Origin of the sequence: Yinghuangia sp. YIM S10712 (genome assembly GCF_051388935.1) — a bacterium.
Classification (GTDB): Bacteria; Actinomycetota; Actinomycetes; order Streptomycetales; family Streptomycetaceae; genus Yinghuangia.
Map to the genome: position 1 here is coordinate 131,085 of NZ_JBPKBI010000010.1, position 22,061 is coordinate 153,145.

The 22,061-nt window shown below is 69.6% G+C and carries 23 protein-coding genes and 1 pseudogene; 12 read left to right on the forward strand and 12 right to left on the reverse strand.

From position 1 onward, the window contains the following. The first annotated feature begins 72 nt into the window (after positions 1 to 72). Complete coding sequence (locus tag ACRX5W_RS20760) at positions 73 to 1,668, forward strand: S41 family peptidase (protein WP_436789722.1); 1,596 nt, start codon at positions 73 to 75, stop codon at positions 1,666 to 1,668. 222 nt (positions 1,669 to 1,890) lie between these two features. Here ACRX5W_RS20760 and ACRX5W_RS20765 read toward each other — a convergent pair whose 3' ends face one another. Together ACRX5W_RS20765 and ACRX5W_RS20770 are read right to left on the reverse strand one after the other, a co-directional pair. Beyond that, positions 1,891 to 2,448, reverse strand: a complete 558-nt coding sequence (locus ACRX5W_RS20765; protein WP_436789723.1) for a YceI family protein — start codon at positions 2,446 to 2,448, stop codon at positions 1,891 to 1,893. A gap of 101 nt (positions 2,449 to 2,549) precedes the next feature. Further along, on the reverse strand, positions 2,550 to 2,990 hold the full coding sequence (locus ACRX5W_RS20770) for a YybH family protein (RefSeq protein WP_436789724.1): 441 nt from the start codon (positions 2,988 to 2,990) through the stop codon (positions 2,550 to 2,552). A 117-nt stretch (positions 2,991 to 3,107) separates the two neighbouring features. Between ACRX5W_RS20770 and ACRX5W_RS20775 the strand changes: the two genes are divergently transcribed. Beyond that, positions 3,108 to 4,007 (forward strand): LysR family transcriptional regulator, encoded by a 900-nt coding sequence (locus tag ACRX5W_RS20775; RefSeq protein ID WP_436789725.1) that lies wholly within the window; start codon positions 3,108 to 3,110, stop codon positions 4,005 to 4,007. Positions 4,008 to 4,022: 15 nt separating this feature from the next. On the opposite strand, the gene ACRX5W_RS20780 is transcribed toward ACRX5W_RS20775, so the two are convergent. After that, a complete protein-coding gene (locus tag ACRX5W_RS20780) occupies positions 4,023 to 4,436 on the reverse strand; it encodes a MarR family transcriptional regulator (protein ID WP_436789826.1) in 414 nt (137 codons plus the stop codon). A gap of 98 nt (positions 4,437 to 4,534) precedes the next feature. Here ACRX5W_RS20780 and ACRX5W_RS20785 point away from each other — a divergent pair, with 98 nt between their 5' ends. Together ACRX5W_RS20785 and ACRX5W_RS20790 are read left to right on the forward strand one after the other, a co-directional pair. Further along, on the forward strand, positions 4,535 to 4,927 hold the full coding sequence (locus tag ACRX5W_RS20785) for a tautomerase family protein (RefSeq protein ID WP_436789726.1): 393 nt from the start codon (positions 4,535 to 4,537) through the stop codon (positions 4,925 to 4,927). Positions 4,928 to 5,183: 256 nt separating this feature from the next. After that, the gene (locus tag ACRX5W_RS20790) at positions 5,184 to 5,438 is read left to right on the forward strand and encodes a hypothetical protein (RefSeq protein ID WP_436789727.1); all 255 of its coding nucleotides are present in this window, start codon (positions 5,184 to 5,186) and stop codon (positions 5,436 to 5,438) included. 545 nt (positions 5,439 to 5,983) lie between these two features. On the opposite strand, the gene ACRX5W_RS20795 is transcribed toward ACRX5W_RS20790, so the two are convergent. Next, complete coding sequence (locus ACRX5W_RS20795; protein ID WP_436789728.1) at positions 5,984 to 7,069, reverse strand: FUSC family protein; 1,086 nt, start codon at positions 7,067 to 7,069, stop codon at positions 5,984 to 5,986. Positions 7,070 to 7,445: 376 nt separating this feature from the next. Here ACRX5W_RS20795 and ACRX5W_RS20800 point away from each other — a divergent pair, with 376 nt between their 5' ends. Next, positions 7,446 to 7,616 carry a transposase gene (locus ACRX5W_RS20800; RefSeq protein ID WP_436789827.1) on the forward strand — a complete coding sequence of 57 codons (171 nt, stop codon included), beginning with the start codon at positions 7,446 to 7,448 and terminating at the stop codon, positions 7,614 to 7,616. Positions 7,617 to 7,627: 11 nt separating this feature from the next. Here the strand turns inward: ACRX5W_RS20800 and ACRX5W_RS20805 are convergent, their stop codons facing one another. After that, positions 7,628 to 7,789: a hypothetical protein gene (locus tag ACRX5W_RS20805; protein WP_436789729.1), complete on the reverse strand. Its 162-nt coding sequence runs from the start codon at positions 7,787 to 7,789 to the stop codon at positions 7,628 to 7,630. A 152-nt stretch (positions 7,790 to 7,941) separates the two neighbouring features. Here ACRX5W_RS20805 and ACRX5W_RS20810 point away from each other — a divergent pair, with 152 nt between their 5' ends. Continuing rightward, on the forward strand, positions 7,942 to 8,223 hold the full coding sequence (locus ACRX5W_RS20810; RefSeq protein WP_436789730.1) for a hypothetical protein: 282 nt from the start codon (positions 7,942 to 7,944) through the stop codon (positions 8,221 to 8,223). A 4-nt stretch (positions 8,224 to 8,227) separates the two neighbouring features. Here ACRX5W_RS20810 and ACRX5W_RS20815 read toward each other — a convergent pair whose 3' ends face one another. From ACRX5W_RS20815 to ACRX5W_RS20830, 4 genes are all read right to left on the reverse strand, one after another. Further along, positions 8,228 to 9,166, reverse strand: a complete 939-nt coding sequence (locus ACRX5W_RS20815) for an ABC transporter ATP-binding protein (RefSeq protein WP_436789731.1) — start codon at positions 9,164 to 9,166, stop codon at positions 8,228 to 8,230. Between the two features lie 29 nt (positions 9,167 to 9,195). After that, the gene (locus tag ACRX5W_RS20820; protein WP_436789732.1) at positions 9,196 to 10,239 is read right to left on the reverse strand and encodes a FecCD family ABC transporter permease; all 1,044 of its coding nucleotides are present in this window, start codon (positions 10,237 to 10,239) and stop codon (positions 9,196 to 9,198) included. Further along, the gene (locus ACRX5W_RS20825) at positions 10,236 to 11,237 is read right to left on the reverse strand and encodes a FecCD family ABC transporter permease (protein ID WP_436789828.1); all 1,002 of its coding nucleotides are present in this window, start codon (positions 11,235 to 11,237) and stop codon (positions 10,236 to 10,238) included. Before ACRX5W_RS20825 ends, ACRX5W_RS20820 begins: the two co-directional genes overlap by 4 nt. Positions 11,238 to 11,305: 68 nt before the next feature. Next, positions 11,306 to 12,268 (reverse strand): ABC transporter substrate-binding protein, encoded by a 963-nt coding sequence (locus ACRX5W_RS20830; RefSeq protein ID WP_436789733.1) that lies wholly within the window; start codon positions 12,266 to 12,268, stop codon positions 11,306 to 11,308. Between the two features lie 841 nt (positions 12,269 to 13,109). On the opposite strand from ACRX5W_RS20830, the gene ACRX5W_RS20835 reads away from it, so the two are divergent. The 5 genes from ACRX5W_RS20835 to ACRX5W_RS20855 all read left to right on the forward strand — a co-directional run bounded on the left by ACRX5W_RS20835 (position 13,110) and on the right by ACRX5W_RS20855 (position 16,480). Beyond that, a complete protein-coding gene (locus tag ACRX5W_RS20835; protein ID WP_436789734.1) occupies positions 13,110 to 13,313 on the forward strand; it encodes a cold-shock protein in 204 nt (67 codons plus the stop codon). A gap of 282 nt (positions 13,314 to 13,595) precedes the next feature. After that, a complete protein-coding gene (locus ACRX5W_RS20840; protein ID WP_436789735.1) occupies positions 13,596 to 15,119 on the forward strand; it encodes a DEAD/DEAH box helicase in 1,524 nt (507 codons plus the stop codon). A 67-nt stretch (positions 15,120 to 15,186) separates the two neighbouring features. After that, a complete protein-coding gene (locus tag ACRX5W_RS20845; protein WP_436789736.1) occupies positions 15,187 to 15,480 on the forward strand; it encodes a CBS domain-containing protein in 294 nt (97 codons plus the stop codon). Between the two features lie 149 nt (positions 15,481 to 15,629). After that, a complete protein-coding gene (locus ACRX5W_RS20850; RefSeq protein WP_436789737.1) occupies positions 15,630 to 15,935 on the forward strand; it encodes an SCO5918 family protein in 306 nt (101 codons plus the stop codon). 173 nt (positions 15,936 to 16,108) lie between these two features. Continuing rightward, positions 16,109 to 16,480, forward strand: coding sequence for a DUF6225 family protein (locus tag ACRX5W_RS20855; protein ID WP_436789738.1), 372 nt, complete (start codon positions 16,109 to 16,111; stop codon positions 16,478 to 16,480). Positions 16,481 to 16,576: 96 nt separating this feature from the next. Here the strand turns inward: ACRX5W_RS20855 and ACRX5W_RS20860 are convergent. The 3 genes and pseudogenes from ACRX5W_RS20860 to ACRX5W_RS20870 form a co-directional block, all read right to left on the reverse strand. After that, a pseudogene (locus tag ACRX5W_RS20860) lies at positions 16,577 to 16,739 on the reverse strand (hydroxyurea phosphotransferase); the annotation flags it as partial. A gap of 437 nt (positions 16,740 to 17,176) precedes the next feature. Further along, positions 17,177 to 19,531 (reverse strand): sulfatase-like hydrolase/transferase, encoded by a 2,355-nt coding sequence (locus ACRX5W_RS20865; RefSeq protein ID WP_436789739.1) that lies wholly within the window; start codon positions 19,529 to 19,531, stop codon positions 17,177 to 17,179. Positions 19,532 to 19,736: 205 nt separating this feature from the next. Next, the gene (locus tag ACRX5W_RS20870) at positions 19,737 to 19,988 is read right to left on the reverse strand and encodes a carboxymuconolactone decarboxylase (RefSeq protein ID WP_436789740.1); all 252 of its coding nucleotides are present in this window, start codon (positions 19,986 to 19,988) and stop codon (positions 19,737 to 19,739) included. Between the two features lie 383 nt (positions 19,989 to 20,371). Between ACRX5W_RS20870 and ACRX5W_RS20875 the strand changes: the two genes are divergently transcribed. Next, the gene (locus ACRX5W_RS20875) at positions 20,372 to 21,475 is read left to right on the forward strand and encodes an SEC-C metal-binding domain-containing protein (RefSeq protein WP_436789741.1); all 1,104 of its coding nucleotides are present in this window, start codon (positions 20,372 to 20,374) and stop codon (positions 21,473 to 21,475) included. The last annotated feature ends 586 nt before the right edge of the window (positions 21,476 to 22,061 follow it).

Sequence of the window (22,061 nt, forward strand, 5' to 3'; positions counted from 1 at the left end):
TCAGCGCGGCCGACGCACCGACAGCGGTGCCGCCGCGATCGCAGGACTGACGCGAGTTCGGGAGCAGCCCACATGAGCAACGACATGCCCACCACCGACGCACCGACCGAGGCCGACGCAGGAGCAACCACGGAAGCCGACGGCGGACCGCGCCAGGACCCGACGTCAGCGCCCGGGCCGATCAGCCGACGGCGCGGCGACCGCCGACGGGCACTGACTCGAAAGCGGCGCGTGCTGGCCGCAACAGGTGTGACCGTACTGGCCGGCGGCCTGGTCGCCGGGAGCATTGTCGTGCCGGACATCACCGCCTCGGCCGACTCGGCGGGCCGGCCCGCTGCCTGTGTCGCGCAGGACCCGAACCGGCCCCAGCCGCCCGCGCAGGCGCCGGTCCCGACGTCCGTCACCACCGTGCAGCAGGCGTACTACTGCCTGTTCGACAACTACTACGGCGGCTCCCGGCTCGACGACCGCACGCTGCTCCAGTACGCCTTCCAGGCCGTCGTCCGCGAACTGCGCAAGCGCGGTGTCGACCAGCCGAACGCCGTGCTGCCCGCCCTGACCGGCCACCGCGACAAGGACTGGGCGCGCTTCGCCAAGCGCCTCCAAGAGGTACTGGACGCGGTACCGGACGACCAGGCGCTGCGCTCGTCCCTCGCCGTCGTCGCGATCCAGGGCATGCTCGCCGCCCTCCACGACAACCACGCCGCCTACCAGGCGTCCGGCGTCGCCCCGGGGCAGGGCGCTCCCCGGTGGGGCCTCGGCGTCAGCCTGAACTACGCATTGCCGCGAGCCGAGACCGCGCCCGACTTCACCGGACCGCTGTTCGCCACCTCGGTCGCCCCGGGCGGCCCCGCCGCGGCGGCCGGACTCGCACCCGGCGATGTCATCGAGTCGGTGAACGGTGTCCCGGCCTTCACCAGCGGCAAGCTCAACCCGGGAGTCCTGGACCTGCTGCGTCCGCCTGCTCCGCAACGCACCCCGGTGACGCTGGCGATACGCCGTCCCGCGACCGGTGAGACGCGGCAACTGACGGTCCCCCCTGGGGAGTTGCCCGCACCGCCCCAGTCGCACGTCGACGCCACGGTGTTGGACGGCGGCATCGCCCGCATCCGCTTCGACGCCTTCTCCCCGGGCGTCGCCCAGGAGATCCTCAAGGCCATCACCGATCTCCAGGCGACCACGAAGCTCACTGGCGTGATCTTCGACGTGCGCGGCAACCGCGGCGGCGTCGCCGACGAAGGCAACGTACTGCTGGGTGCCTTCGTCCACGACGCGACGGTGCTCTCCTTCTGCGACGCCAACGGCCGCTGCGACCCCCAGCGCGTCGACGACAACACCCCGCTGCTGCACCTGCCCATGGTCACCCTCACCGACGACGGCTGCGCTTCGGCATGCGAGGCGTTCGCGACAGGCGTCAAGGACCTGCACCTGGGCACCCTGATCGGGACCCGCACCGCGGGCGTGAACTCCGGCCCCGCCCGGCTATACACGCTTAACGACAACACCAGCGCGATCCGCTTCCCTTCGCAACGCGCCATTGGCGCCAACGGCGAGATCGTCGACGGCATCGGCGTGCCCCCGGACATCTACGCGCCGCTGACCGCGACGGACGTCTCCACAGGCAAGGACCCGGCCCTCTCCCAGGCGGTATCGCTGCTCAAGCAGTAGTCCCTGGTCGCCACGACCGCGGAAGCCCCGGAGCCCCCCGAACGCGGCGCACGGCTGAGGCCTTGGCCGGCACGATATGCCGGGATCGACAGGCATGGCGGGGTTTTTTCGGTGGGCACGGTGTGAAGGGTGGCGGGGTGTCCCGATCCAGCTTGATCGAACGGCGGGACCGGAACACCACATGGTCGGTCGATGGGGCGGGGCGGCCGCCAGTCCCGGTGCTCACCTCTGCAGAACGGCCTGGATGTCGAGGGTGATCGACACCCTGTTGCTGATCGTGCGGCCGCCGGCGTCGATGCCGAAGTCGCGGCGTTTGATGGCTGCGGTCGCGGAGAAGCTTGCCCGCTGCGCACCTCGCCGGTCCGGTTGGGACCCGTTCACCTTGAGGGTGAGCGGTACCTGCCGTGTGACGCCGTGCAGGGTCAGCTCGCCGTCGACCGCCCAACCGTCGCCGGTCTGGCGGACCCCGGTCGAGCGGTAGTTCATCGTGGGGTGGTTGTCGACGTCGAGGTATTCGGCGGCGCGGAGGTGGTGGTCGCGCTTTTCGTTGCCGGTGTCGATGGACGCGAGGTCGATCGTCGCGGTGACCGACGAGCGCAGGGGGTCCTCGTCCGTGATGAGCGTGATGTCGTGGGCGGTGAAGCGCCCACGGGTCTTGCTGATCGTGAGGAGGCGCGCGGAGAAGGCGATCTCGGAGTGCACTGGGTCGGCCTTCCACGTGCCGGCCAGATAGCCCGGAATCGCGGCGAGTGCGGGGGCGGTACGGGTGGTTTCGTGCATGGCTTGCTCCATGGATGTGTTGCCGCGGGCGCGGCGAGGGGGGTGGTGGGTCGGGTGTCGGTCGCCTGGGACAGTTGCCTCGTGTCGGTCGAACTGCCGTGTCAAGGTTGGAGGTCGACCGCTCCTTTGCCGCCGGCGATGTCGAGCGGCACCGAGACTTGGTCGTGTGCGATCAGCCAGGCGTCGTCGATCTTCCGGAAGCAGTACGTGACCCTGACCCACATGCCACTTGTCGTGGTCCCGTTCTTCAGCGTGCCGCCGAGTCGGGCGAAGGCGTATCCGAAGGCGATGTTCGTGCCCACGGTGAGTGTCAGGTCGCGAACCTCATAGTTCACGGTTTCGAAGAGGGTGAAGGCGGGCGTCCAGTTCTGGAGCTTCGCCTCCAGGCCGACATGTTGGAGCGGCGGCTGGATATCGAAGGACACGACATCGGTCGCGTAGACGTGCCGCAGAGCCGCGAGGTCCTTGCTTTGCAGGCCTTCGACGATCATGTCGACCTGTCGGCGGATCCTGGCTTCGTCCTGCCGAAGTTGTGTGGTCATCGCTGACTCGGCCCTTTCTTCGCGGTGGAGTTTCTGCTCTGCTGCGCCTCCGAAGCTATGCTGATGGAGTTATCTTGTCCAAGGCGAATATTGCTATGTCGTTATGTCTTGAGGGTCATGATGGAGCTGAACTCGCTCAGGCAGTTCCTGGTGGTGGCACGGCTGGAGCACCTCAGCAGGGCCGCTGAAGAGCTGCGCATCGCCCAGCCGTCGCTGAGCCGCACCATCGCCCGGCTGGAGGGCGAACTGGGCGTACCGCTGTTCGACCGCAGCGGCCGGCTCCGGCTCAACGACACCGGCAGAATCTTCCGCGACCACGTCGAACGCGCCCTCGGCGAACTCGACGCGGGACGGCGCGCCGTCGCCGAGGCCACCAGCCAGGGCCTGGGCGCGGTACGACTGGCGTCGGAGACGTTCCTGACGCTCACCGGGCCGCTGGCCGCGTACAAGAAAGCCCACCCCGAGGTCGAGATCGAGCTCCACTGGTCGCCGCCCGAGGACATGGCCCGCCGCCTGCGCGCCCAGGAGGTCGATCTGTGCGTCGCCTCGCAACCGATCCACGCCGAGGGCCTGGATTCGATGCGGCTGTTCGAGGAGCCGGTGGGGGTGGGGCTGCCGCTCGGTCATCCGCTGGCAGGCCGGGCGTGTGTGACCATCGAGGAACTCGCCGGCGAGTCCTTTGTCACCGCGCGCGAGGGGCACTGGCTGCGTCGGCTGCTGGACCGGCTGTTCGCCGCCCACGACCTCACCCCGAAGATCGTCTGCGAAAGCGACGAGCACAGCGCGATCGCCGACCTCATCAGCGCCGGGCTGGGCATCGGCCTGGCTCCCGCCATCGCCCGCCGCAGCACCACGCGTGCCCCCGTCGCCTGGGTCCCGGTCGACAACCCCGACTGCCGCCGCACGCTCACCCTTTACTGGGGCGCCGACAGCCACCTGTCGAGTGCTTCGAGACTGATGCGCGCCACGATCACCAACTGGGACTGGAGTACAGGAGAACCCCGGCGCACAGTCTGACCGCGCCCGCCGGGGCTACGACGGCCCGGGGTGATCGGGTTCCAGGGCGTGCTCGTAGTCCCGCAGCGCCTGGACGACCGTGTGCCGTTGGTCGGCGGTCAAGCCGCTGAGTGCGGTGTCCCACGCCCGCGCGCTGGCGCCCAGCCAACCCTCGACCGCGGCGGCCATGTGGGGGGCGATCTCGACGATCCGCCGTCGCCGGTCGGCGTCGTCCTCCCGGCGGTGCAGGACGCCCCGGCGGGACAGGTCGGCCACCATCAGGCTCACCGTGGTCGGGGCTACTTCGAGCCGTTCGGCCAGTTCGCCGACGGTGAGCGGCCCGTCGTACTGGAGTTGCGCGAACAGCGAGAGATGGCGCGGCGCCAGGTCCAGCTCGCGCAACACATCGGGCATGGGCAGGCGCTTTGCCCGTCCCACCAGACGCGGCATCAACAGCAGCAGCGCGCGGACGGCCTCATTGGTGGACAGCTCAGACTCCACGAAGTACCTTTGCTTGCAAATATAATTTGTTGACGATTGGATCCATCATGCCTCACCTCACCGTCTACGCCGCGGAGTCCCAGCTGTCGGAGCGGGAGCCCGAGCTCGTCTCCGCCCTCACCGAAGCGGTCGTCGCTGTGTACGGCGAATGGGCGCGCCCGCTGGTGGTCGTGCGACTTGTCGGAATCCCGCCGCACCGATGGGCCGTCGGAGGCAGCTTCGACCACACGGCAATCCCCGAAGTCACATTTGGCATCCGCGCCGGCGCTCTCGCCCGACCAGACGGCCGCGACATCGCGGCCCAACTCGTCGCCGCTGTCACAGACGCCGTCGGGACCGTGCTCGGCGAAGAGCTCCGTGATTCGGTCCTGGTGGAACTCATCGCCCAGCCCGACGACCGTGTCGGCGTCGGCGGCACGCTGATCGCGGATCAGACCTGACGCGACCACCCGTCCACGCGCGGACCGCAGGGCACGAAGCGTCAGCCTGGCCCGGCGCGACCAAGGAAACGGCTCTGAGCCAGCCGGCGGTCGCGATGCCCCCGATACCTGCGGCACCACAAATGTCAGTGGAGGCACACCGCGATGAGCACGGACCGGCCGGAAGGCACACAGGCCAGGGACGCGACCAGGCACCCGCGGGTCGAACGAGCCGACGACGTCGGAGCGGGACACGTGGCGTCTCGACGAGGAGCAGTTGCGGCAGGACCATCTGGACCCCGAGGCGGTGGCCCAGGCACAGGCCCTGTACGACGCGGTCAAACGCATTCCTCAGGTGTCCGCTCCGATCGCGGCCGGCGGTCGGTACTTCTACACCGTGGTGCGCCCGGGTGCGACGCATCCGAGCCCGGTGGTCCGGGCAGCGGGCGGGTCGGCCCGGGTGGTGGTCGAGGAGCTGCGCACGGGGCCGATTCGATCGACGACGCCGACCGGCTGCGGCACGGCGCGATGAACGCCCTGTTCGGCGGGGTGCGTGTGCCGTCGACGCTGGGCACGTTCCTGCGCTCGTTTATCCACGGCCACAACCGCCAACTCCACTCGGTGCACCGGGACTTCCTCGCCCGCCTCGCCGCGCGAACGCCGCTGCTGCCCGGCGTCGGCAAGGTGGCGTTCGTCGACGTCGACCACACGCACCGGCGGGTGTTCGGACGTGCCAAGCAGGCTTCACCTCGGCCGAGCCGCCCCATACGCAGCCATGCGGGAAGCCGCGCGTGGAGAACCAGCACCCCGAGGGGCGTCGTGTTCGATGACTTCGACATGGCCGTACGCCTTTGTCCGGGCAGGCCCTTCACGCACGGGGCACCGCAGCCCGCCGCCCGCCGAGCGTCGCTCGTTCCCGAACTCGACGGCGCGCCGCCCGGCAGCGCCTGCGGGGACGGCAGGCTGGTGGCCTTCCTATGTATGCCGGGTGGTGGTAACGGGCCAGCCAGGCGAGATGGCCGCGTCGCATTGATGGAGAAGGCCTCCCGCCAGGGTCTGAGCCGGAGCGGAACAAGTTCAGGCCGGTTGTGGCGGTGCTTTGGCGGTGCGTTTGGCGAGCAGGCCGGCAAGCAGCATGCCGAGCAGGCCGGTTGCCACGCCGCATACCGTCCACAGGACCCGGTAGCCCTCGGTGGCATAGTCGGTCGGCTGCGGAAGGTCCACCAGGATGAGCACTCCTGCGGCGATGGCCGCGCTGTAGAGGGCGTAGTTCCAAAAACGGATCGCTGCCCCGTGCATCAACAGCACGAGTGCGACCACTTCGAGTCCGCGCTCTACCGCGAACAGCCTGAGTCCGTGCTCCCCGATGGGCAGCAACAGCAACAGCGCAGCCGCGACAGCGCCGATCAGCGCGCCGGCGACGCGCTGCGCGGATACGAGCGTGGCCTGCCTCAGGTCCGGCTTCATGGCGACGACGGCCGCGATCGGCATCCAGACCCCGTGCGAGAGGTCCAGCCCGAAGGCGAGCGCGGCGGTCCCGCCGATCGCCCCGGCCCGGATCATCGCGAACAGGATCAGCGGCCTGGTCAGCTTCTTCCGCGAGATGCCACCGGGGAGCTCCGAGACCGGCTGGGGCCGGTCCCCGCGCCCGCGGATCAGCCGCCCGATAAGTGTCGCCGCGATCCACAGCGCCGACCCCCCTGACCAGGCGAGCACCTGAGCCCAGGTGTGACTGGTGACACGGGGGTGCTGATGGAGGCTGGACGCCAACCCGAGGGCCACGATGAACCAAAGGTTCAGAAGCAGGGCGGCAACAAACCTGTGCACCCCGAACACGACCGCCATGCCGGCCACCAGCGTCACCGCGAAAACCGCCAGTACCAGCCAGCCCCAGGCCTGCCCCCCGATGCCGAACCCCAGCGCCGTCACCCCCGCGCCGGTCAGCGCGAACACGGCGATGCGCGACACGCGGTACCCGAAGCCGCCTCCCGGGTCGGCCAGCGCGGTTAACAGCAGGCCGAACAACGCGCTGAGAAGGTACTGTTCGTGCCCGATCACCCAAAAAACGACAAGCGGCACCAGCGCCACGTCCAGGAACACCACCCCGCGCGGCCAGTTGAGGCCGGCGGGGTTGAGCTCGAACACCTTCGACAGCCCGCTCATGACCGCCCCCGTGTGCACGGGACGTCCTGCTCCTCCGCTCGCACCGGCCATGGCCCGTCCTCGCTTGCCTAGTCGCCAGGTATGCCGTTCCCGTCCCGAATTCTCCGATTCCACCCGGGGCCACCGCGACGCGACTCGCAGGGGCCGGGGATGAACGCTTTGTCGGCGCGTGGCTCATCAAGGTTCCAGCCGGAGCGGGCATGCATCCGCACGCCGACAACGCGACGCGCCGCACCAATCGGGCTACTCGGCGCGCCGCGATCGAGCACGTGGGCCTGGTCGACGCGTGGCCGTGTCCTACGTGGCTGCGAACTCGATGGCATGTCATGGGCAGTTCGCGGTGGGGTTGGATCGTTCCTGAGGGGCTGTGGGGGTGGTGGAGCCGTTGCTGCCGCCGGCCAGGGTGCGTCCGCAGGGCGGCGGGACGGCGAACATCGACGACGAGGCGGTGCTCGCCGCGGTTGTGTACGTGCGGACGACCGGTTGCGTGTGGCGGCACCTCGCTGGATGTCAGTCGCGCGCTCGACCGGCTGTCCGGTGCCGGTAGGCGCTGGGGGTTCATAGGCCGATGGCGATCTTCCTCTTCTCGGTGTTCGCGGTCACGGTGCGGCTGGTCTGGTCGTAGATCAGCTCGATGTCGTCGGCGCGGAGCTGTGCGAGTGCACCTGCAGGGTTCGGAGCGGTGCCCTCACCGGTGCGCATCAGGTGCAGCGCCAGCAAGTGGGCGAGGATGTCGTTTTCGCGGACGTATGCGTTCGGGATACGGTTCGCATCGCGGGGTATGGCGCTGGAGCGGCCGTGCCGGCAGCGGTGGGTGGCGCGGCGGTTGGACCAGCTTGACTCCGTGCGGCGTGGGACGCCGGTGTCCGGCGGTGGAGTGGGGTCGTGCGAGCCGCGAATCAGGCCCTGGCGCCCTGGTCGCCGAGGCCGTCGTCGACTGCTGGGGCGAAGACGAGGAGCTGACCGGCCTGTTCGCGATGTTCGAGGAACATCTCCAGGTGCCTTTCGCCACGGAAGTGCTTGGTGTCCCGGTCACGGGCAAGGCGGTCGAGTTCGGGGCAGACGGTGGAATCGTCGCCATCTGTGCGACGGGTGCGCACCGGCAGGCGGTCGGGCTGCTGGACTTGCCGTTGCCCGAGCTGCCACCGGGGTGAAGCATCATGGGCGCGGCTCCGGAGCCTGTGCCCGGTGATCTGTTGTGTTCGTTGCCGGGGTGGCGTCTTGTGCGGGCGTGTCGTCCAGCGGCGAGTCCGGATAACAGATGGGCCAGCCGCGCTGCGGATCGAGTCCCACGCGCCCGGCCACGGCGAAGACGTCGCGCAGGAGAGCGGGCGTGACTATGTCGCCGGGTGGACCGTCCGCGACCACGCGCCCGGCACGCAGTGCGATGATGCGTTCCGCGTACCGCGCCGCGTGGCCGAGGTCGTGCAGGACCATCACCACGGTCAGTTTCCGGTCCCGCCGCAACGTGGCGACCAGTTCGAGTACTTCGAGCTGATGGCGCAGGTCGAGGTACGTTGTCGGCTCGTCGAGGAGCAGCACCGGGGTGTCCTGGGCCAGGACCAGGGCAAGGCGTACGCGCTGCCGCTCGCCGCCGGACAGGGCATCGACCGGATGGTCCGCCCAATGCGTGACGCCGGCGTCGGCCATCGCGCGAAGGCATATCTCGTCGTCTCCGTCGCGGAGCATGCCGAAGGGACCGCGCGTCGCGTAGCGCCCTTGCCGCACCAGGTGACGTACCGTCAGGCCTGGCACAGGCGGCGAGCTTTGGTGTAGCAAGGCGACTCGGCGTGCGGCTTCCCGACGGGACAGGCGGGTGATGGCCTTCCCCTGGAGCCATACGTTTCCCGACGCCGGTCGCAGAAGCCCTGCGGCGAGCTTGAGCAGGGTGCTTTTGCCGCACCCGTTCATCCCGACCAGCGCGACCAGTTCGCCGGGGGCGACGTCGAAGTACACACCGTCGACGATCGTGCGTTCGCCGTACGCGAAGCGCGTGTCGGCGAAGGAGAGCGCGGGCGTGTGGGCCGGAGCGGTCGCCGCGGAGGCGGTGTCCCCGACGTCGGTGCCGCGGTTGTCCGATCTGTGGTTTCTCCGCATGTCCTTGTTCCCTCAACGGAGTCGGCGGGTCACTGGTCTTCGTTTGGCGCGTACCGGCGTGCCACGGCGAGCAGAACCAAAGCACCGACGCCCGTGGTGATCGCCCCCGTCGGCAACAGGAACCGATCGGAGCCGAACAGTTCGGCCAGGGGCGGGGAGAGTGCCTGGGCGGCGGAGTCCGAGCCGCCCACGATCACCGCCCCGACGAGGGCCGCGCCGGGCAGAGCCGCGCGCAGGTCGGCGCCGAGGAGTGCGGTGGCCACGTGCGGGGCGAGCAGTCCCACGAAACCGAGTGCGCCGACGGCCGCGACTGCTCCCGCGGTCAGCGCGACGGCGCAGACGAGGGCGTACGCGCGGGTGCGCGCCGGGGCGAGGCCGACGGCCGCGGCGTGTTCGTCGCCCGAGCGCAGCACCCCGAGTGCTCCCGCACAAGCGAACGCCGCCGCGCCCCAGGCGAGCGCCCAGGGGCCGAGCATGTGCCAGTGCTCCCACACACGGCCCTCGGTGCTGCCGACGAGCCACTGCACGACGCTGCCCAGTTCACCGGGAGCCGCGACCAGCACCACGGCGGTCAGTCCGGACAGCAGCGCGGAGACCAGCACGCCGTAGACGGCCGTCATCAGCGGGTCGGTCCGCCGGCCCCCGGTAAGCAGCCACAGCAGGCCCGCACCGAGGAAGCCGCCCGCACACGCCGCCGCGGCCACCGACCCGGGTGAGGACCAACTGGCAAGCCCCGCACCGGAAGCGGCCACCGCACCGAGGACGGCGCCGGGTGCGACGCCGGTCACCTCGGGGCCGGCCAGGGGATTGCGCAGGGACGCTTGCAGCAGGAGGCCCGCGGTGCCCAGGCACGCTCCGGCCGTGAGCGCGACCAGCGTTCTCGGCATGCGCAGGCGCATCACCACGTGGTGGGCCAGCGGGTCGTCGTTCGCCCCGGTGACCACCGCCCAAACCTCATGAGGCGCCACCATCCGCCCCGCGAACAGGCCGGCCGCACCGACCGCGATCGCGGCGGCCAACAACGCCACCAGCACCGTCACCCGCGCCCGCCGGGACGCCCACCCCGCGTTCATCGGCCGCCCCCGGCTCCGGCCGCGTCCACGCCTGCCACCGCATTCCGGCGCTCCGCTCTGCCGCTGCGTTTCAGGAGGACAGTGCCGATCGGCACGCCCACCAATGCGGTCCACGCGCCGACCGGTGTCTCCACCGGGGCGAACGCCAGGCGAGCCGCCTGATCGGCGCCAACCGTGCAGACGGCACCCCACAGCATCGTGGGGGCGAGCCGTTGTACGGCGTCGGCACGCGGATGCAAGGCGCGCGCCACATGGGGGGCCAGGAAACCGATCCACGCAATGGGGCCGCATATCGCGATGATCGGAGCGATCAGCAAAATGGCCGCCGCCAGTGCACCCAGGCGCGCACGATGGACATGCAGCCCCAACGTCTGCGCCGCACCATCGCCGAGGCGCAGAACGCCGAGGACCGGCACACACGCCACGAGCGCCGGCAGCGACGCCAGCAGCCACGGCCAGACCGCGTCCAGGTGACTCCAGGTCCGCCCCGACAAACTGCCCATCAGGAAGCGGTAGATCAGTTGCAGATCGAGCTGATCGGCCATCACCAACGCCATGAGCAGCGCCGACTGAAACGCCGCCGCGACCGCCGCACCCACCAGCAACACCGCCGCGGGGCTGCGTCCGAAACCGGCGGCGACCACGGTCGCCAACCCGCCCGCCACCGCACCCGCGATCGCCAGCAGCGGATGCGCGACAGCCGGCACGGCCGTCGAGGCCACCAGGGGAACCGCGACGCCCAGCGCTGCGCCCGAGGAAACCCCAAGCATCTCGGGCACCGCGAGCGGATTGCGGAGCGCTTCCTGCAACACGAGGCCGGCTGCGGCCAGGCAGGCACCGGCGAGCACCCCGAGCAGCACACGCGGCAGGCGCAGGTCGCGGATGATCACGGACTCCACGTCCTGGTCGCCGCCGAGCGCCTCGAACACGCGACCCGGGCCCACCGCTGGCGTTCCCAGGCACAGTCCGACGGCGACCGCCCCCAGCAGCAGGACGATTCCCGCCCATGCCCCCGCCCTGCCTCGCCGATGCGTGCCGACCGACGTCGGTACGGCGTCAACAGTGTTCATCGCAGCGCGGCAGTCGCCTCGTCGATCACGATGCCCAGCGACCGGGTGCCGCGCCCCTTGGCCCACACCTCCGCGTCGACTTCCACGACCCTGTTGTCGCGCACCGCCGGGATTCGCTGCCACAGAGGGTTGGCCGCGAGCTTCTCCGACAACTTGGCCTCGCCTGCCCCGCCGAATGACAGGGTCTCGACGAACAGCACGTCGACGTCACGGGTGAGGATCTCCTCCAAGCTGTACGTTCCCTCGATCCCGCGCGACGGCCACGGGTAGTCCGCGAACTCGGCGATCATGCTGCCTGCGATGTCCTGTCCGTCCATGGCCACGCCGAAGTTCTCGTCACTGCCGAAGATCACCAGTGCCGTGTCGGCTCTTTTCGCCGCCTTGGCCGCGTCGAGCTTGGCGCGGAAGCGCTGCTCCGCGGCGGCGGCCTGCGCCTGACGGCCGGTCAGCCGCCCCAGGTCGTGCAGGTACGCGACGCTGTCCTGCCACGACGCGGGCTGCAACGCCCAAAACGCCGTCGCTCCCTTCAGCGCGGGCGCGAGCTTCCCGTGGGTGTCCTCCAGACCGATGACCAGGTCAGGGCGGAACGACAGAATCGATTCCACCTCGGGACTGACGAACCCTCCTGGCACTGTGGCGACTTCCTTGACCTTCTCCGGACCGAGGAATTGCGGATGGGCCAGAAGCTTGGAGTTGGTCGCCACCGGGACGATGTCCAATTCGGTGAGCATGTCGTCGCACAACGCCACCAGGCACACCACGCGCTCGGGCGTGCGTGCCGGCGCGACTTCCTTGCCCTTGGCATCGGTGATCCGCGACTCGGCGCCAGCAGCCGCAGTGCCTGCCGCGCCCGCCTTACCGGCGTTCCCGTCATCGCCGCTGGAGCAGCCGCCCGCCAGAACGGCTGCCACGGTGGCCGCCACCATCCATCTGACGGGCCGGCAGAGGGTGCGTGACATAAACGTTTCTCGCTTTCGAGCAGCAGTGGTCAGGGGAACGGCACAACCGCAGCGGAACGCACGGATGCCCCCAACAAATGATAATGGGAACCATATTCGTTTTCATCTGGGGTGTCTGTTCCGGCGCCAGGAGGGCTCCTGCGGAGAACGGCTCACCCCGCAATCGCAATGTCGTTGGCGCCCCCGTGCGTGTGGCCGGCTTTCGCGAGGGGCGGTCCGCGTCATGCACCAGGCGGTGAATTCGATTGCTGCGCAAGGGCGTTCGCCCCAGCCGGCGATCCACGGCCGTCCCGGCCAGGCCCATGCCCCGGTCGGCTCTGAGCTTGTGCGCGCCCGGCCGACCAGCGGGGCCGCAGTCGCCGGTGTGCAGCGCGGCAGGATCGGCTCGATCGTCGGCGAGCTCGGAGGCGCGTCAGGCACGGGCGTGCAACGGCAGGCGTACGGTCAGGACGACCGGAACAGCGGGACGGCACACCCCACTGCCACTGACGCGCAGCGCGATGGCGCGGCACCGCCGGCAGATGTGCTCGAACGGAGACCCTGTGCTCGACGGGAGGCAAAATATGTGGTCGGGGAGTGAGAAATCGCCGTGATGTGCGACGAGAATTTCTTTCCCGAAAAACCGAGCGAGTTCACCTGGTGCAGGAAATCGGCAACAACGTGCTACTGTCGGTCTCAGTTGCAGTTATGGTTCCCAAAATCTTCGGGTGCTTGCGCCGTGTCTTCCCCGGCGCGACGTGCTTTTGTGGGTCCGGCATATTTCCGGTGGGGCGATCATCGCGGCGACGCGGGGTCCGCATGGTGCGGGCTCCGGGCCCTGCCCCCTTTGAGGAGATCTGACATGGCTGCCGGAACTGTGAAGTGGTTCAACGCGGAAAAAGGCTTCGGCTTCATCGAGCAGGACGGCGGCGGACCGGACGTCTTCGCCCACTTCTCGAACATCGCCGCCCAGGGCTTCCGTGAGCTTCAGGAAGGCCAGAAGGTGACTTTCGACATCGCGCAGGGCCAGAAGGGCCCGAGCGCCGAGAACATCGTTCCCGCCTGACGCCGTCACGTACTTCGCAGCTGGGGCCCGCACCTCGGGGTGTGGGCCCCAGCTCGCTTCTGTTCGCGCTCCGCCGGGGTTTCGCGTCCTTCACGCCCTCCCCGACCTGAATTCCCGGGCCCGCCCCGGCTGCGCCATCGTCCCGATTCTCCAGATCCGCCGACCGGCCGCCTTGTTCGTCCCCGGCTCCGGCGAAATTCCCTCGGCTCGTCCCTGCAATTCCCCTTCCGGTTTTCTGCCGCGGGAATTCCTTGGCGCGCGCCGCATCAAGGAAGGTTCCGCATGAACCGCACACGTACCAACGACCGCCTCACCCGCACCGGCCATCCGGGCTCCGGACAACGCGGTGGCCGCTTCGGATCCGCCCTCTCCGACCGTTCCGGCGCCCAAGGGCGCTCGGGAGGCCACGGACGCCGACAGCTCGCACCGCAGGGCGAGTTCGCGCCGCCGAAGACGGTCACCCCCGCACTTCCCGCCGTTGCGGCCTTCTCCGAGCTCGCCATGCCGACGCCGCTGTTGGCGGCGCTCGGCCGCCAAGGCCTGACCGTGCCCTTCCCGATCCAGGCTGCGACTTTGCCGAACACCCTCGCGGGGCGTGACGTATTGGGCCGCGGCCGTACCGGATCGGGCAAGACCCTCGCGTTCGGCCTCGCCTTGCTGGCCCGTACGGCCGGGATGCGCGCCGAACCGCGACAGCCGCTGTCCTTGATCCTGGTCCCCACACGCGAGCTGGCCCAGCAGGTCACCGAGGCGCTCGCTCCGTACGCCCGCGCCCTTCAGCTGCGGCTGGCCACAGTGGTCGGCGGGATGCCGATCAACAGGCAGGCCAACGCACTTCGCACCGGGGCTGAAGTCGTCGTCGCGACTCCGGGCCGACTCACGGACCTCATCGAGCGGGGCCACTGCCGCCTGAACCAGGTCGGCATCACCGTCCTCGACGAGGCCGACCAGATGACCGACATGGGATTCATGCCGCAGGTCACCGCGCTACTGGACCAAGTACGGCCGGAGGGACAGCGGATGCTGTTCTCGGCCACGCTGGACCGCAACGTCGACCGGCTGGTGCGCCGCTACCTGACCGACCCGGTGGTGCACACCGTCGACCCCTCGGCGGACGCGGTCACCACGATGGAACACCACGTCCTCCATGTGCACGGCACGGAAAAGCACCGAGCGACCACCGAGATCGCGGCGCGCGACGGCCGGGTGATCATGTTCCTGGACACCAAGCACGCCGTCGACCGGCTGACCCGACACCTGCTGACCAGCGGGGTACGCGCCGCCGCACTGCACGGCGGCAAGTCCCAACCGCAACGCACCCGAACCCTCGCCCAGTTCAAGTCCGGCCACGTGACGGTGCTGGTGGCCACCAACGTCGCCGCGCGCGGAATCCACGTCGACGACCTCGACCTGGTCGTGAACGTGGACCCGCCCACCGACCACAAGGACTACCTCCACCGCGGCGGCCGCACGGCCCGCGCCGGCGAGTCCGGCAGCGTCGTCACCCTGGTCACACCCGACCAACGCCGCAGCATGAGCCGACTGATGGCAGCCGCAGGTGTCACCGCGCAAACCACCCAGGTACGTTCCGGCGACGCGGAACTGAGCCGCATCACCGGCGCGCAGGCTCCCTCGGGCATCCCGGTCACCATCTCCTCGCCCGCAGCGGACCGCCCTCGTGAACGCGCCCGGGGCGGCGCTTCCCCGAGCCGGGGCCGACGGAGCCGTCCCGGGCAGGACCGGACCACCGGCCAGGCCCCGCGTCGCGCCTCCTCGTGGCAATCCACCTCCGGCGCGGCGGCCTGAGGCCCTGATGCCCGGAAGACTCGCTCTGCTGCCCGACCCCAACGCGGCACCCTCGACATCGGTTCAGATGACACACCCCCAGACATGGCCGGCGGCGGCCTGCAGCCACACCCCCACAGCCCCGGCTGACGTCTCCTACGCGTCCGGGCCGCGGGTCGGCGTCGACATGACCGTCGAGGTGGCGCTGTCCGTGATGTCCGGCGCCCTTGCCGATCATCTGTTCCTGTGCGACGAGGACGACCAGTGCACGGGCGTGGTCACGCGGGCCCAGCTGGCCGCCGTACGCGACAGCCCCTCGTACACGGACCTCGTCCGCCTCCGGGACGTCATCGACGCGAATGAGGTTTCGCCGTGCCCATGACGGCGACTCGCTGCCCGGAACTCGCCGTGGGACACACAGGTTCGGCGGTGCGTCTCCCGCCGACAGGGTGACGGCACCCAGGGCGTTTCCGGCCCCCGCCGTCGATTCCCTGGCTTCGATCGGCTCTCTTCCACCTTCTGTGAGGCACCATGCGCTGCGTCATCGCCGGTTTCGCATTCGATCTCTCCAAGCACGGAGTGCTGGAATCCATGAAGGGCATCAAGCCCGAGCCCGTCACGAGCGGGTCCGTGATCATCGGCCGCCGTCGGTACCCGGTCAAGCAGGTCGGGGGTATTCTCACCCGGCAGGACCGCCGTGACTTCACCGCGGACGAAGTCACGCGAGCCATGGCCCGCCTCGGCTTCACCTGCCGCGTCTCCGAAGGCGCACCGCCGCGCGGACTGACACCACTCCAGAACGCCTCGGCGCTGTTCGGCACCGCTGCCCCCGCGTAGCGCCCTGCGGACGGGTGGTCGTGTCGGGGAACCAACGCGTGCATGGGCCTGGTGCCAATTGACACCAGTCCCGGCTTCGCGGGCCCGCGTGTGCCGACGTGCCGGACCACGGCCGACGCCGGTGCGGCGGGAAGATTGGCCCATATGGGTCAGATCTTTGACAGGATGGCGGAATGACCACAGATCCGAAGTCCGCCGCAGATTCCGTTCCCCGTGCCTCCGACGCCGCCGACTTCCCCACCGCGCCGCCCGCCGGGCAGCCTTCGCCCACGGGGATGGTGCGTCACGAGGCGGCCGCGATGACGGTGGGTGACCTGCGTGCCGCACTGGCGGAGTTGGACGACGGCACGCCGATCAAGGTCGCCGTGCCCGACGGCCGGGTACCAGGCGAAGGTGTCGGCGTCGACGACGGCTACACCATCGTCAGCGTCGGCTTCGGCCGCTCCGAGTGGGGCGACGGGCGGGTGGAGACCGAGTCGGCGCTGACCATCGAGTGCGACTTCGTATCCGCCGACTACGACGCCGACGGCAGGGACAGCCGCTGAGCGGACGGCTCGCGGCGCTTGCCCCTGCCCGCGTGCTCTGGGGCTCTGCGGGCTAAGCGCCGCCGTCTGTGGGGTCCTCCATGTGATGTCGTGGCTCGGCGCCGGGACGGAGTGCAGCCGGGCCATAAATAAGTTGGGCCAAGACGCTCATGGCCACGTCGTCGTCCTCGACGCAAGCCAGGGTGCGTGAGCCGTCCAGGCGTTCCAGCAGCACGGCGCTGCTCTCCGGGTCGTGGTCGAGCAGCCGCACGATGCCGTTGCACGTTCCACACCGACCCCGATGCCCTGGTCGTACATCAGGTTTTGAGCCGCGCGGAGCAACCGTTCGCGGGGGCCGGCCAGGTGCTGGTGGCGGTGCGGGCGACGTCGCTGGGCTTCCGCGAACTCATGGTCCTCGACGGCACGTACGTACTCCCGGCCAAACCGGACGTCGTCCCAGTCTCGGACGGCGCGGGCGAAGCCGTCGCGGTCGGCCCCGATATCGATGCGATCCGTGTGGCGACCGTGTCGCGGCCACGCCCTTCCCCTCCCGGCAGGACGGCTCCTTCGCAGCCGGGCACCTCGCGCGTCCGGGGCGCTCGGATGAGACCGGCGAACGCCTGTCGCGGTGTATGTGTGGGCAGAGGCCGGCGCGGCAAGCTGCGGCATCGCGCCTTCAGATCCGCCCGGGTCGGTCGACTGTTCGCCCTCTTGCGGTCAATCGATCGCGAACCAGCCGCGGACTTGGGCTTCGTGGTTGACGAAGCGTTCGCCGGAGACGTCGACGACGACCTTGTCGATGGTGCCGCCGGTGAACCTGAACGGGGCCTGGTAGTCGGGGGTGACAGGTGAGGCGTCGTCGCGGCCGACGCAGATCCCGTCGCCGACGACACAGAAGTACCCGGGCTGGGTGACGATGTTGCTGCTGCCGACCGGCTGGTCGTCGATGTAGAGGGTGAGAGTTCCGGCGGTTCCGGGCATCGCGGGGTCGCCGCTGCGGCCTTTCGCCGCGAAGTCGGCGGTGAACACATGTGCGCCGGTAGGGATTTCGCGGTCGGAGTGCACCGTCTGCAAGTGGGTCCCCACCCAGTTGAAGACGTAGTGCAGGCGCCCGTCCTTGAGATAGAGGCTGTGCCCGCCGGCCACCCCGCCGTGGGCGTACAGGACACCCTCGGCGTCGGCCGAGTCGATGTCGACGCCGGCGGCGACCGTGTACGACCTGCCGCTGATGACCACGCCGGACTGCTCGGGGACGGAGGCGCAGTCGGGGTAGTAGATGTACCGATCGCGCGGCGGTGTGCCGTGGGGGCGTTCGGCCAGGGCCTGTTGGAGGGCGGTGCGGTCGTCCAGCGGCAGCCCGTTGTACCGGCCCGCGTAGTAGTACCACAGGCTCTTGAGGGTCTCCAGCCGCTCGGGCTCGCGCGCGGCGATGTCCCGGGACTGAGCGCGGTCGGCCGCCAGGTTGTACAGCTCCCACCGGTCGTGGGCGTAGTCGCCCCATCCGCTCAGCGGCGGGTGCACGGTGCAGGCCAGCCAACCGTCGTGGTAGATCGAGCGCTGGCCGAGCATCGCGTAGAACTGGGTCTGTTTGCCCGGCGCCGCCGGGTCGGTGATCGAGGCGGCGAAGCTCTCGCCCTCGATCGGGTTCTGCGGATGGCCCTTGAGTGTCTCGGGCGGCTCGACGTCCAGGAGTTCGTAGAGGGTGGGCACGACGTCGACGGCGTGGATGTACTGCCCGCGCACCTCGCCGCGGGCCTCGATGCCCGCGGGCCAGGCGAGCAGGCACATGTCGGCGACGCCGCCTTCGAAGCCGGCCCAGCGCTTCCAGTACGGGAACGGGGTGTCGAACGCCCAAGCCCAGCCGGTGTTGTAGTGGTTGTACGACTGCGGGCCACCGAGCTCGTCGATGTGTTCCAAGGACAGCTCGGTCGGGGTGGGCAGGTCGCTGAAGAACCGCCATTCGTTGAACGTCCCGTCCGGTCCGCCTTCGCCGCTGCCGCCGTTGTCGGAAACCGCCACGATGATGGTGTTGTCCAGTTCCCCGGCCGCGTCCAGGAAGTCGATGACCCGGCCGAGTTGATCGTCTGTGTAGGAGACGTAGCCGGCGAAGACCTCGGCCATCCGGACGAAAAGTCGCTGCTCGTCGTTGCTGAGGCTGTCCCACGGGCGCACGACGTCGAGTCCGGGCCACGGTTGCCCGTCAGGCCCGGTGACCTGCGGCTCGCCGTGCGGGTTGATCGGCGACAGCTCGGTGTCCTCCGGCAGCAGACCGATCTCCTTCTGGCGCCGCAGAATCCCGTGCCGGATCGCCTCGTAGCCCTCGTCGAACACGCCCTTGTAGCGGTCCGCCCATTCCTTGAACACGTGGTGCGGTGCGTGGGCGGCGTCGAGCGAGTAGTACATGTAGAACGGTTTGTCGGGAGCCACGGCCTTGGCGTCGCGGATGAACGCGATGGCCTTGTCGGAGAAGTCCTTCGCGATGTGGTACCCCTCGGCGGGCGTGGCCGGCGGGTCGACGGGGTGGTTGTCGTGGATCAGGTCCGGGTACCAGCAGCTGGATTCGCCGCCGAGGAAGCCGTAAAAACGCTCGAACCCGCGGCCCAGCGGCCAGCGCCCCTTGTACGCCGCCATGCTGGTCTCCTCACCCGGGGTGAGGTGCCACTTCCCTACGCAGTAGGTGTTGTAGCCGCGCTCGGCCAGGACCTCGGAGACGAACCCGTTCTCGAACGGTATGCGCGTGGAGATCCCGGGGAAGCCCGCGCTGAACTCGGCGATCGTCGCCATCCCGTTCGACGTGGCGTTGCGCCCGGTCAACAGGGACGCGCGGCTGGGGGAACACAACGCGGTGGTATGGAAGTTCGCGTACCGCAACCCCAAGTCGGCGATGCGCTTCATGGTCGGCGCCTGCACCGGCCCGCCAAAGCAGTCCATCGTCCCGTACCCCACGTCATCCCACACGATCACCAGCACATTCGGGGCGCCCGGCGGTGCCTCCGGGGCGAGAAACGGCGCCCAGTCCGGCTCCGAATCCCGGACGTCGAGGGCGATCTTCCCGGTGAAGTGCTTCGCCATGGCAATGCTCCTGCTTCATGAGATGCTTGACGGCTGTTTCCGGCGCGGAGGGCGCGCACGGGCCCAGGTTCCAGGCCAACACCGAAGTGCCCAACGTCCGCGAAGCGGTCGAACTACACACTCGCGGTCAGGACCCGAGCCGGGCTCGGAGGGTTTCGCGTTTCGGCCCGATGCGCGTCGCGCCGTCGCGCACGCCATGAGTACGTCAGCCCGCGGACTCCGGTTCGGCGGCGGTGATGTCGATGTCCGGGACCTCGGCGATGTGGGTGCCCGCCGCCATGACGCGGGCGCTGCCGACGATCGGTGCGATGGCGTCTTGAAGCTGCTCCGGCGTCATGGCCAGAGCCTCGCCGGCCATGAGGTCGGCCTGGTAGGACATCACGGGGGTGTCCATGGCGACGAACGCGGCGATCCGGGTGAGGAGGAGGACATCCGGGGCCAGGCCGCAGCGTCCCAAGGAGTCGAGGTCATGGCGGCCAGGGTGTCCAGAACGGGGGTATCGGCCGAGGCGGTCATGGAGTGCTTCCTTGCGGTTCTCGTGCCCGCCGGGTGCCGCACGGCTCGCAGGAGTCCGCAACGGACTTCCCGGCCTCACTATCGACTTTAGGACCGCCTGCGGGAAGGGGCACATCGGTGGCGGGCCGCGACGCCCGAGCCGAGTCGCGCAGCCACGGCGACGGAGTCAGTGTGGAATCAACGGAACGCCCGCACGCTGACCTTCGTTGAGAGGTCCATCATATGGCCACGCTCAAGAACGATGCAGGTGGGCCGGGCCTGGCGTCCCTTGGCGCATGCCGAGGGGCGGTCTTCGCCCGCTCGTGCGGTGGCTACGGTGGTTCCATGTCACGCAAGCGCCGTCGTGCCCGTTCTTCCGCTCCTTCGCAGGCTGTTCCGCTGTCCCGTGCCGAGGAGGCCGCTGCCGCGGCGCCGGGCTTGGAGAAGCTCGCCGCGGAGTATCCGGACGAGCGCGAGGAACTGCTGGTTGATGCGGCCTCGGCCTGGTCGGAAGCCGGCGAGCACGAGCGCGCTGTGGCACTGTACGACCGGTTGCTCGCCGACGAGGACGCCTGCGATGCTCCTGACGTCATCCGCGCCGTCCGGGTTTCCGCTCTGTGGTCCGCCGGGCTCGTCGACCAGGCCCGAGAAGCCGCAGACGCCTTGCGGGCCCGGCATCCGCGTGACGGCGACGTCTGGTGCCTGGTCGCCGAGCAGTTCGAGGACGCCGACGAACTCGACACCGCGTCCGAGTGGTTCACGGCCGGGCTGACCCACGCCCTGGGGCCGACGACCCCCGTCACAGCGGACACTGTGCTGGGCGCTTCTCATGACGTGTCCGGCCTGGTCGTCGGCCGCCATCGGGTCCGCCGCAAGCTGCGCGTACCTCACGATCACATCGATGAGGTCGCCCACGACGTTCACGAAGCCGTCAACCGCGTGTTCGGCGGCACCCCGCGCGCGCTCGACGAACTACACGACCCGGACCGCCCGGTGGCAGCGCACGTCGAGGTGTTGCGGGAGGCCAACGCCCGCCTCGGCGAGGAAGTCGCGGAGCGGCGGGCGAATCTCCATGTCCCGGACACTGCGTCCGTTCTCTACTGGCCCGGCGGCGAGTTCACCGAGGTGCTGCGGCGCTGGCCCGGTCACGCCGAGTTTTACGGTGCGGACTCGGCGTCCCATATTCGGAACGTCGAGCAGCTGCTGGTCGCGAAGTCGGAACAGGGCGAGTCCCGGCTCGCGGTGGCGCGCGGGACGGTCGCGGGCCTGATCGCCTTCGCCGCCGACGAAAACGCTGACCCGGCGCGGACGCAGGTGCACGCCGACTACGCCGCCGACCTCACCGCCCGTGGCCGGTTCACCCTGTGGCCGCCGCCACGCAACGGGCCCTGCTGGTGCGGCTCCGACCGCAAGTACAAGAAGTGCTGCGGTAACGCGGCCGTCCGTTGACCGACCACGCCACACGGACCACGCAGGCGCACTGGCGTCGCCCATGGCCCTTCGACTGACGCCTCCTCGCGAATGTCCGAAGATAAACAGCGAATTCGACGGAACCCGCTTCATCGACTGCCGGCACACACGCGGCATAACTCTTTTGGAGTACTTCCCCCCAAGTCTGCTGCGGGAATCTCTCATTCATGAAACGAGGGTGGCGGACAGGGCATCGAACCTTACGGGCAAAGGGAGTTAGGCACCCCCGATCGGAAACATGATTTCCCCGCGAACTTCGGTTTTAGGGCAGCACCCGTCGGCACCCGTGCTTGGCCTCGACCAAGGCGGGTGTTTGTCGATTCCGGGGCTGTGTTCGGGGCGATCGTCTCCTTGTGCTGGGATTCGGTGTCGGTCGCGCTCGGGTCGGCTGTCCGGTACCGGTCGGCGCTGGGAGTCATCGCTCAATCGTCGCTCCGGGCCGGTGGGTGGCCTCAGCGTGTGGAGGCGATTCCGGCGACCCGGCGTCTGTCGCCACGCTGAGGCAAGCGACGTGTGCGCCGCCCGCGAGTCGCAGGCGCCGAGAGTGTGCGCTGCTGCGCAGACA

Bases quoted from the DNA above. Each gene is read 5' to 3' on its own strand.
- ACRX5W_RS20760 (WP_436789722.1), top strand. From the start codon at position 73: ATGAGCAACGACATGCCCACCACCGACGCACCGACCGAGGCCGACGCA.
- ACRX5W_RS20765 (WP_436789723.1), bottom strand. From the start codon at position 2,448: ATGCACGAAACCACCCGTACCGCCCCCGCACTCGCCGCGATTCCGGGC.
- ACRX5W_RS20770 (WP_436789724.1), bottom strand. From the start codon at position 2,990: ATGACCACACAACTTCGGCAGGACGAAGCCAGGATCCGCCGACAGGTC.
- ACRX5W_RS20775 (WP_436789725.1), top strand. From the start codon at position 3,108: ATGATGGAGCTGAACTCGCTCAGGCAGTTCCTGGTGGTGGCACGGCTG.
- ACRX5W_RS20780 (WP_436789826.1), bottom strand. From the start codon at position 4,436: ATGCCGCGTCTGGTGGGACGGGCAAAGCGCCTGCCCATGCCCGATGTG.
- ACRX5W_RS20785 (WP_436789726.1), top strand. From the start codon at position 4,535: ATGCCTCACCTCACCGTCTACGCCGCGGAGTCCCAGCTGTCGGAGCGG.
- ACRX5W_RS20795 (WP_436789728.1), bottom strand. From the start codon at position 7,069: ATGAGCGGGCTGTCGAAGGTGTTCGAGCTCAACCCCGCCGGCCTCAAC.
- ACRX5W_RS20815 (WP_436789731.1), bottom strand. From the start codon at position 9,166: ATGCGGAGAAACCACAGATCGGACAACCGCGGCACCGACGTCGGGGAC.
- ACRX5W_RS20820 (WP_436789732.1), bottom strand. From the start codon at position 10,239: ATGAACGCGGGGTGGGCGTCCCGGCGGGCGCGGGTGACGGTGCTGGTG.
- ACRX5W_RS20830 (WP_436789733.1), bottom strand. From the start codon at position 12,268: ATGTCACGCACCCTCTGCCGGCCCGTCAGATGGATGGTGGCGGCCACC.
- ACRX5W_RS20835 (WP_436789734.1), top strand. From the start codon at position 13,110: ATGGCTGCCGGAACTGTGAAGTGGTTCAACGCGGAAAAAGGCTTCGGC.
- ACRX5W_RS20840 (WP_436789735.1), top strand. From the start codon at position 13,596: ATGAACCGCACACGTACCAACGACCGCCTCACCCGCACCGGCCATCCG.
- ACRX5W_RS20845 (WP_436789736.1), top strand. From the start codon at position 15,187: ATGACACACCCCCAGACATGGCCGGCGGCGGCCTGCAGCCACACCCCC.
- ACRX5W_RS20850 (WP_436789737.1), top strand. From the start codon at position 15,630: ATGCGCTGCGTCATCGCCGGTTTCGCATTCGATCTCTCCAAGCACGGA.
- ACRX5W_RS20855 (WP_436789738.1), top strand. From the start codon at position 16,109: ATGACCACAGATCCGAAGTCCGCCGCAGATTCCGTTCCCCGTGCCTCC.
- ACRX5W_RS20865 (WP_436789739.1), bottom strand. From the start codon at position 19,531: ATGGCGAAGCACTTCACCGGGAAGATCGCCCTCGACGTCCGGGATTCG.
- ACRX5W_RS20875 (WP_436789741.1), top strand. From the start codon at position 20,372: ATGTCACGCAAGCGCCGTCGTGCCCGTTCTTCCGCTCCTTCGCAGGCT.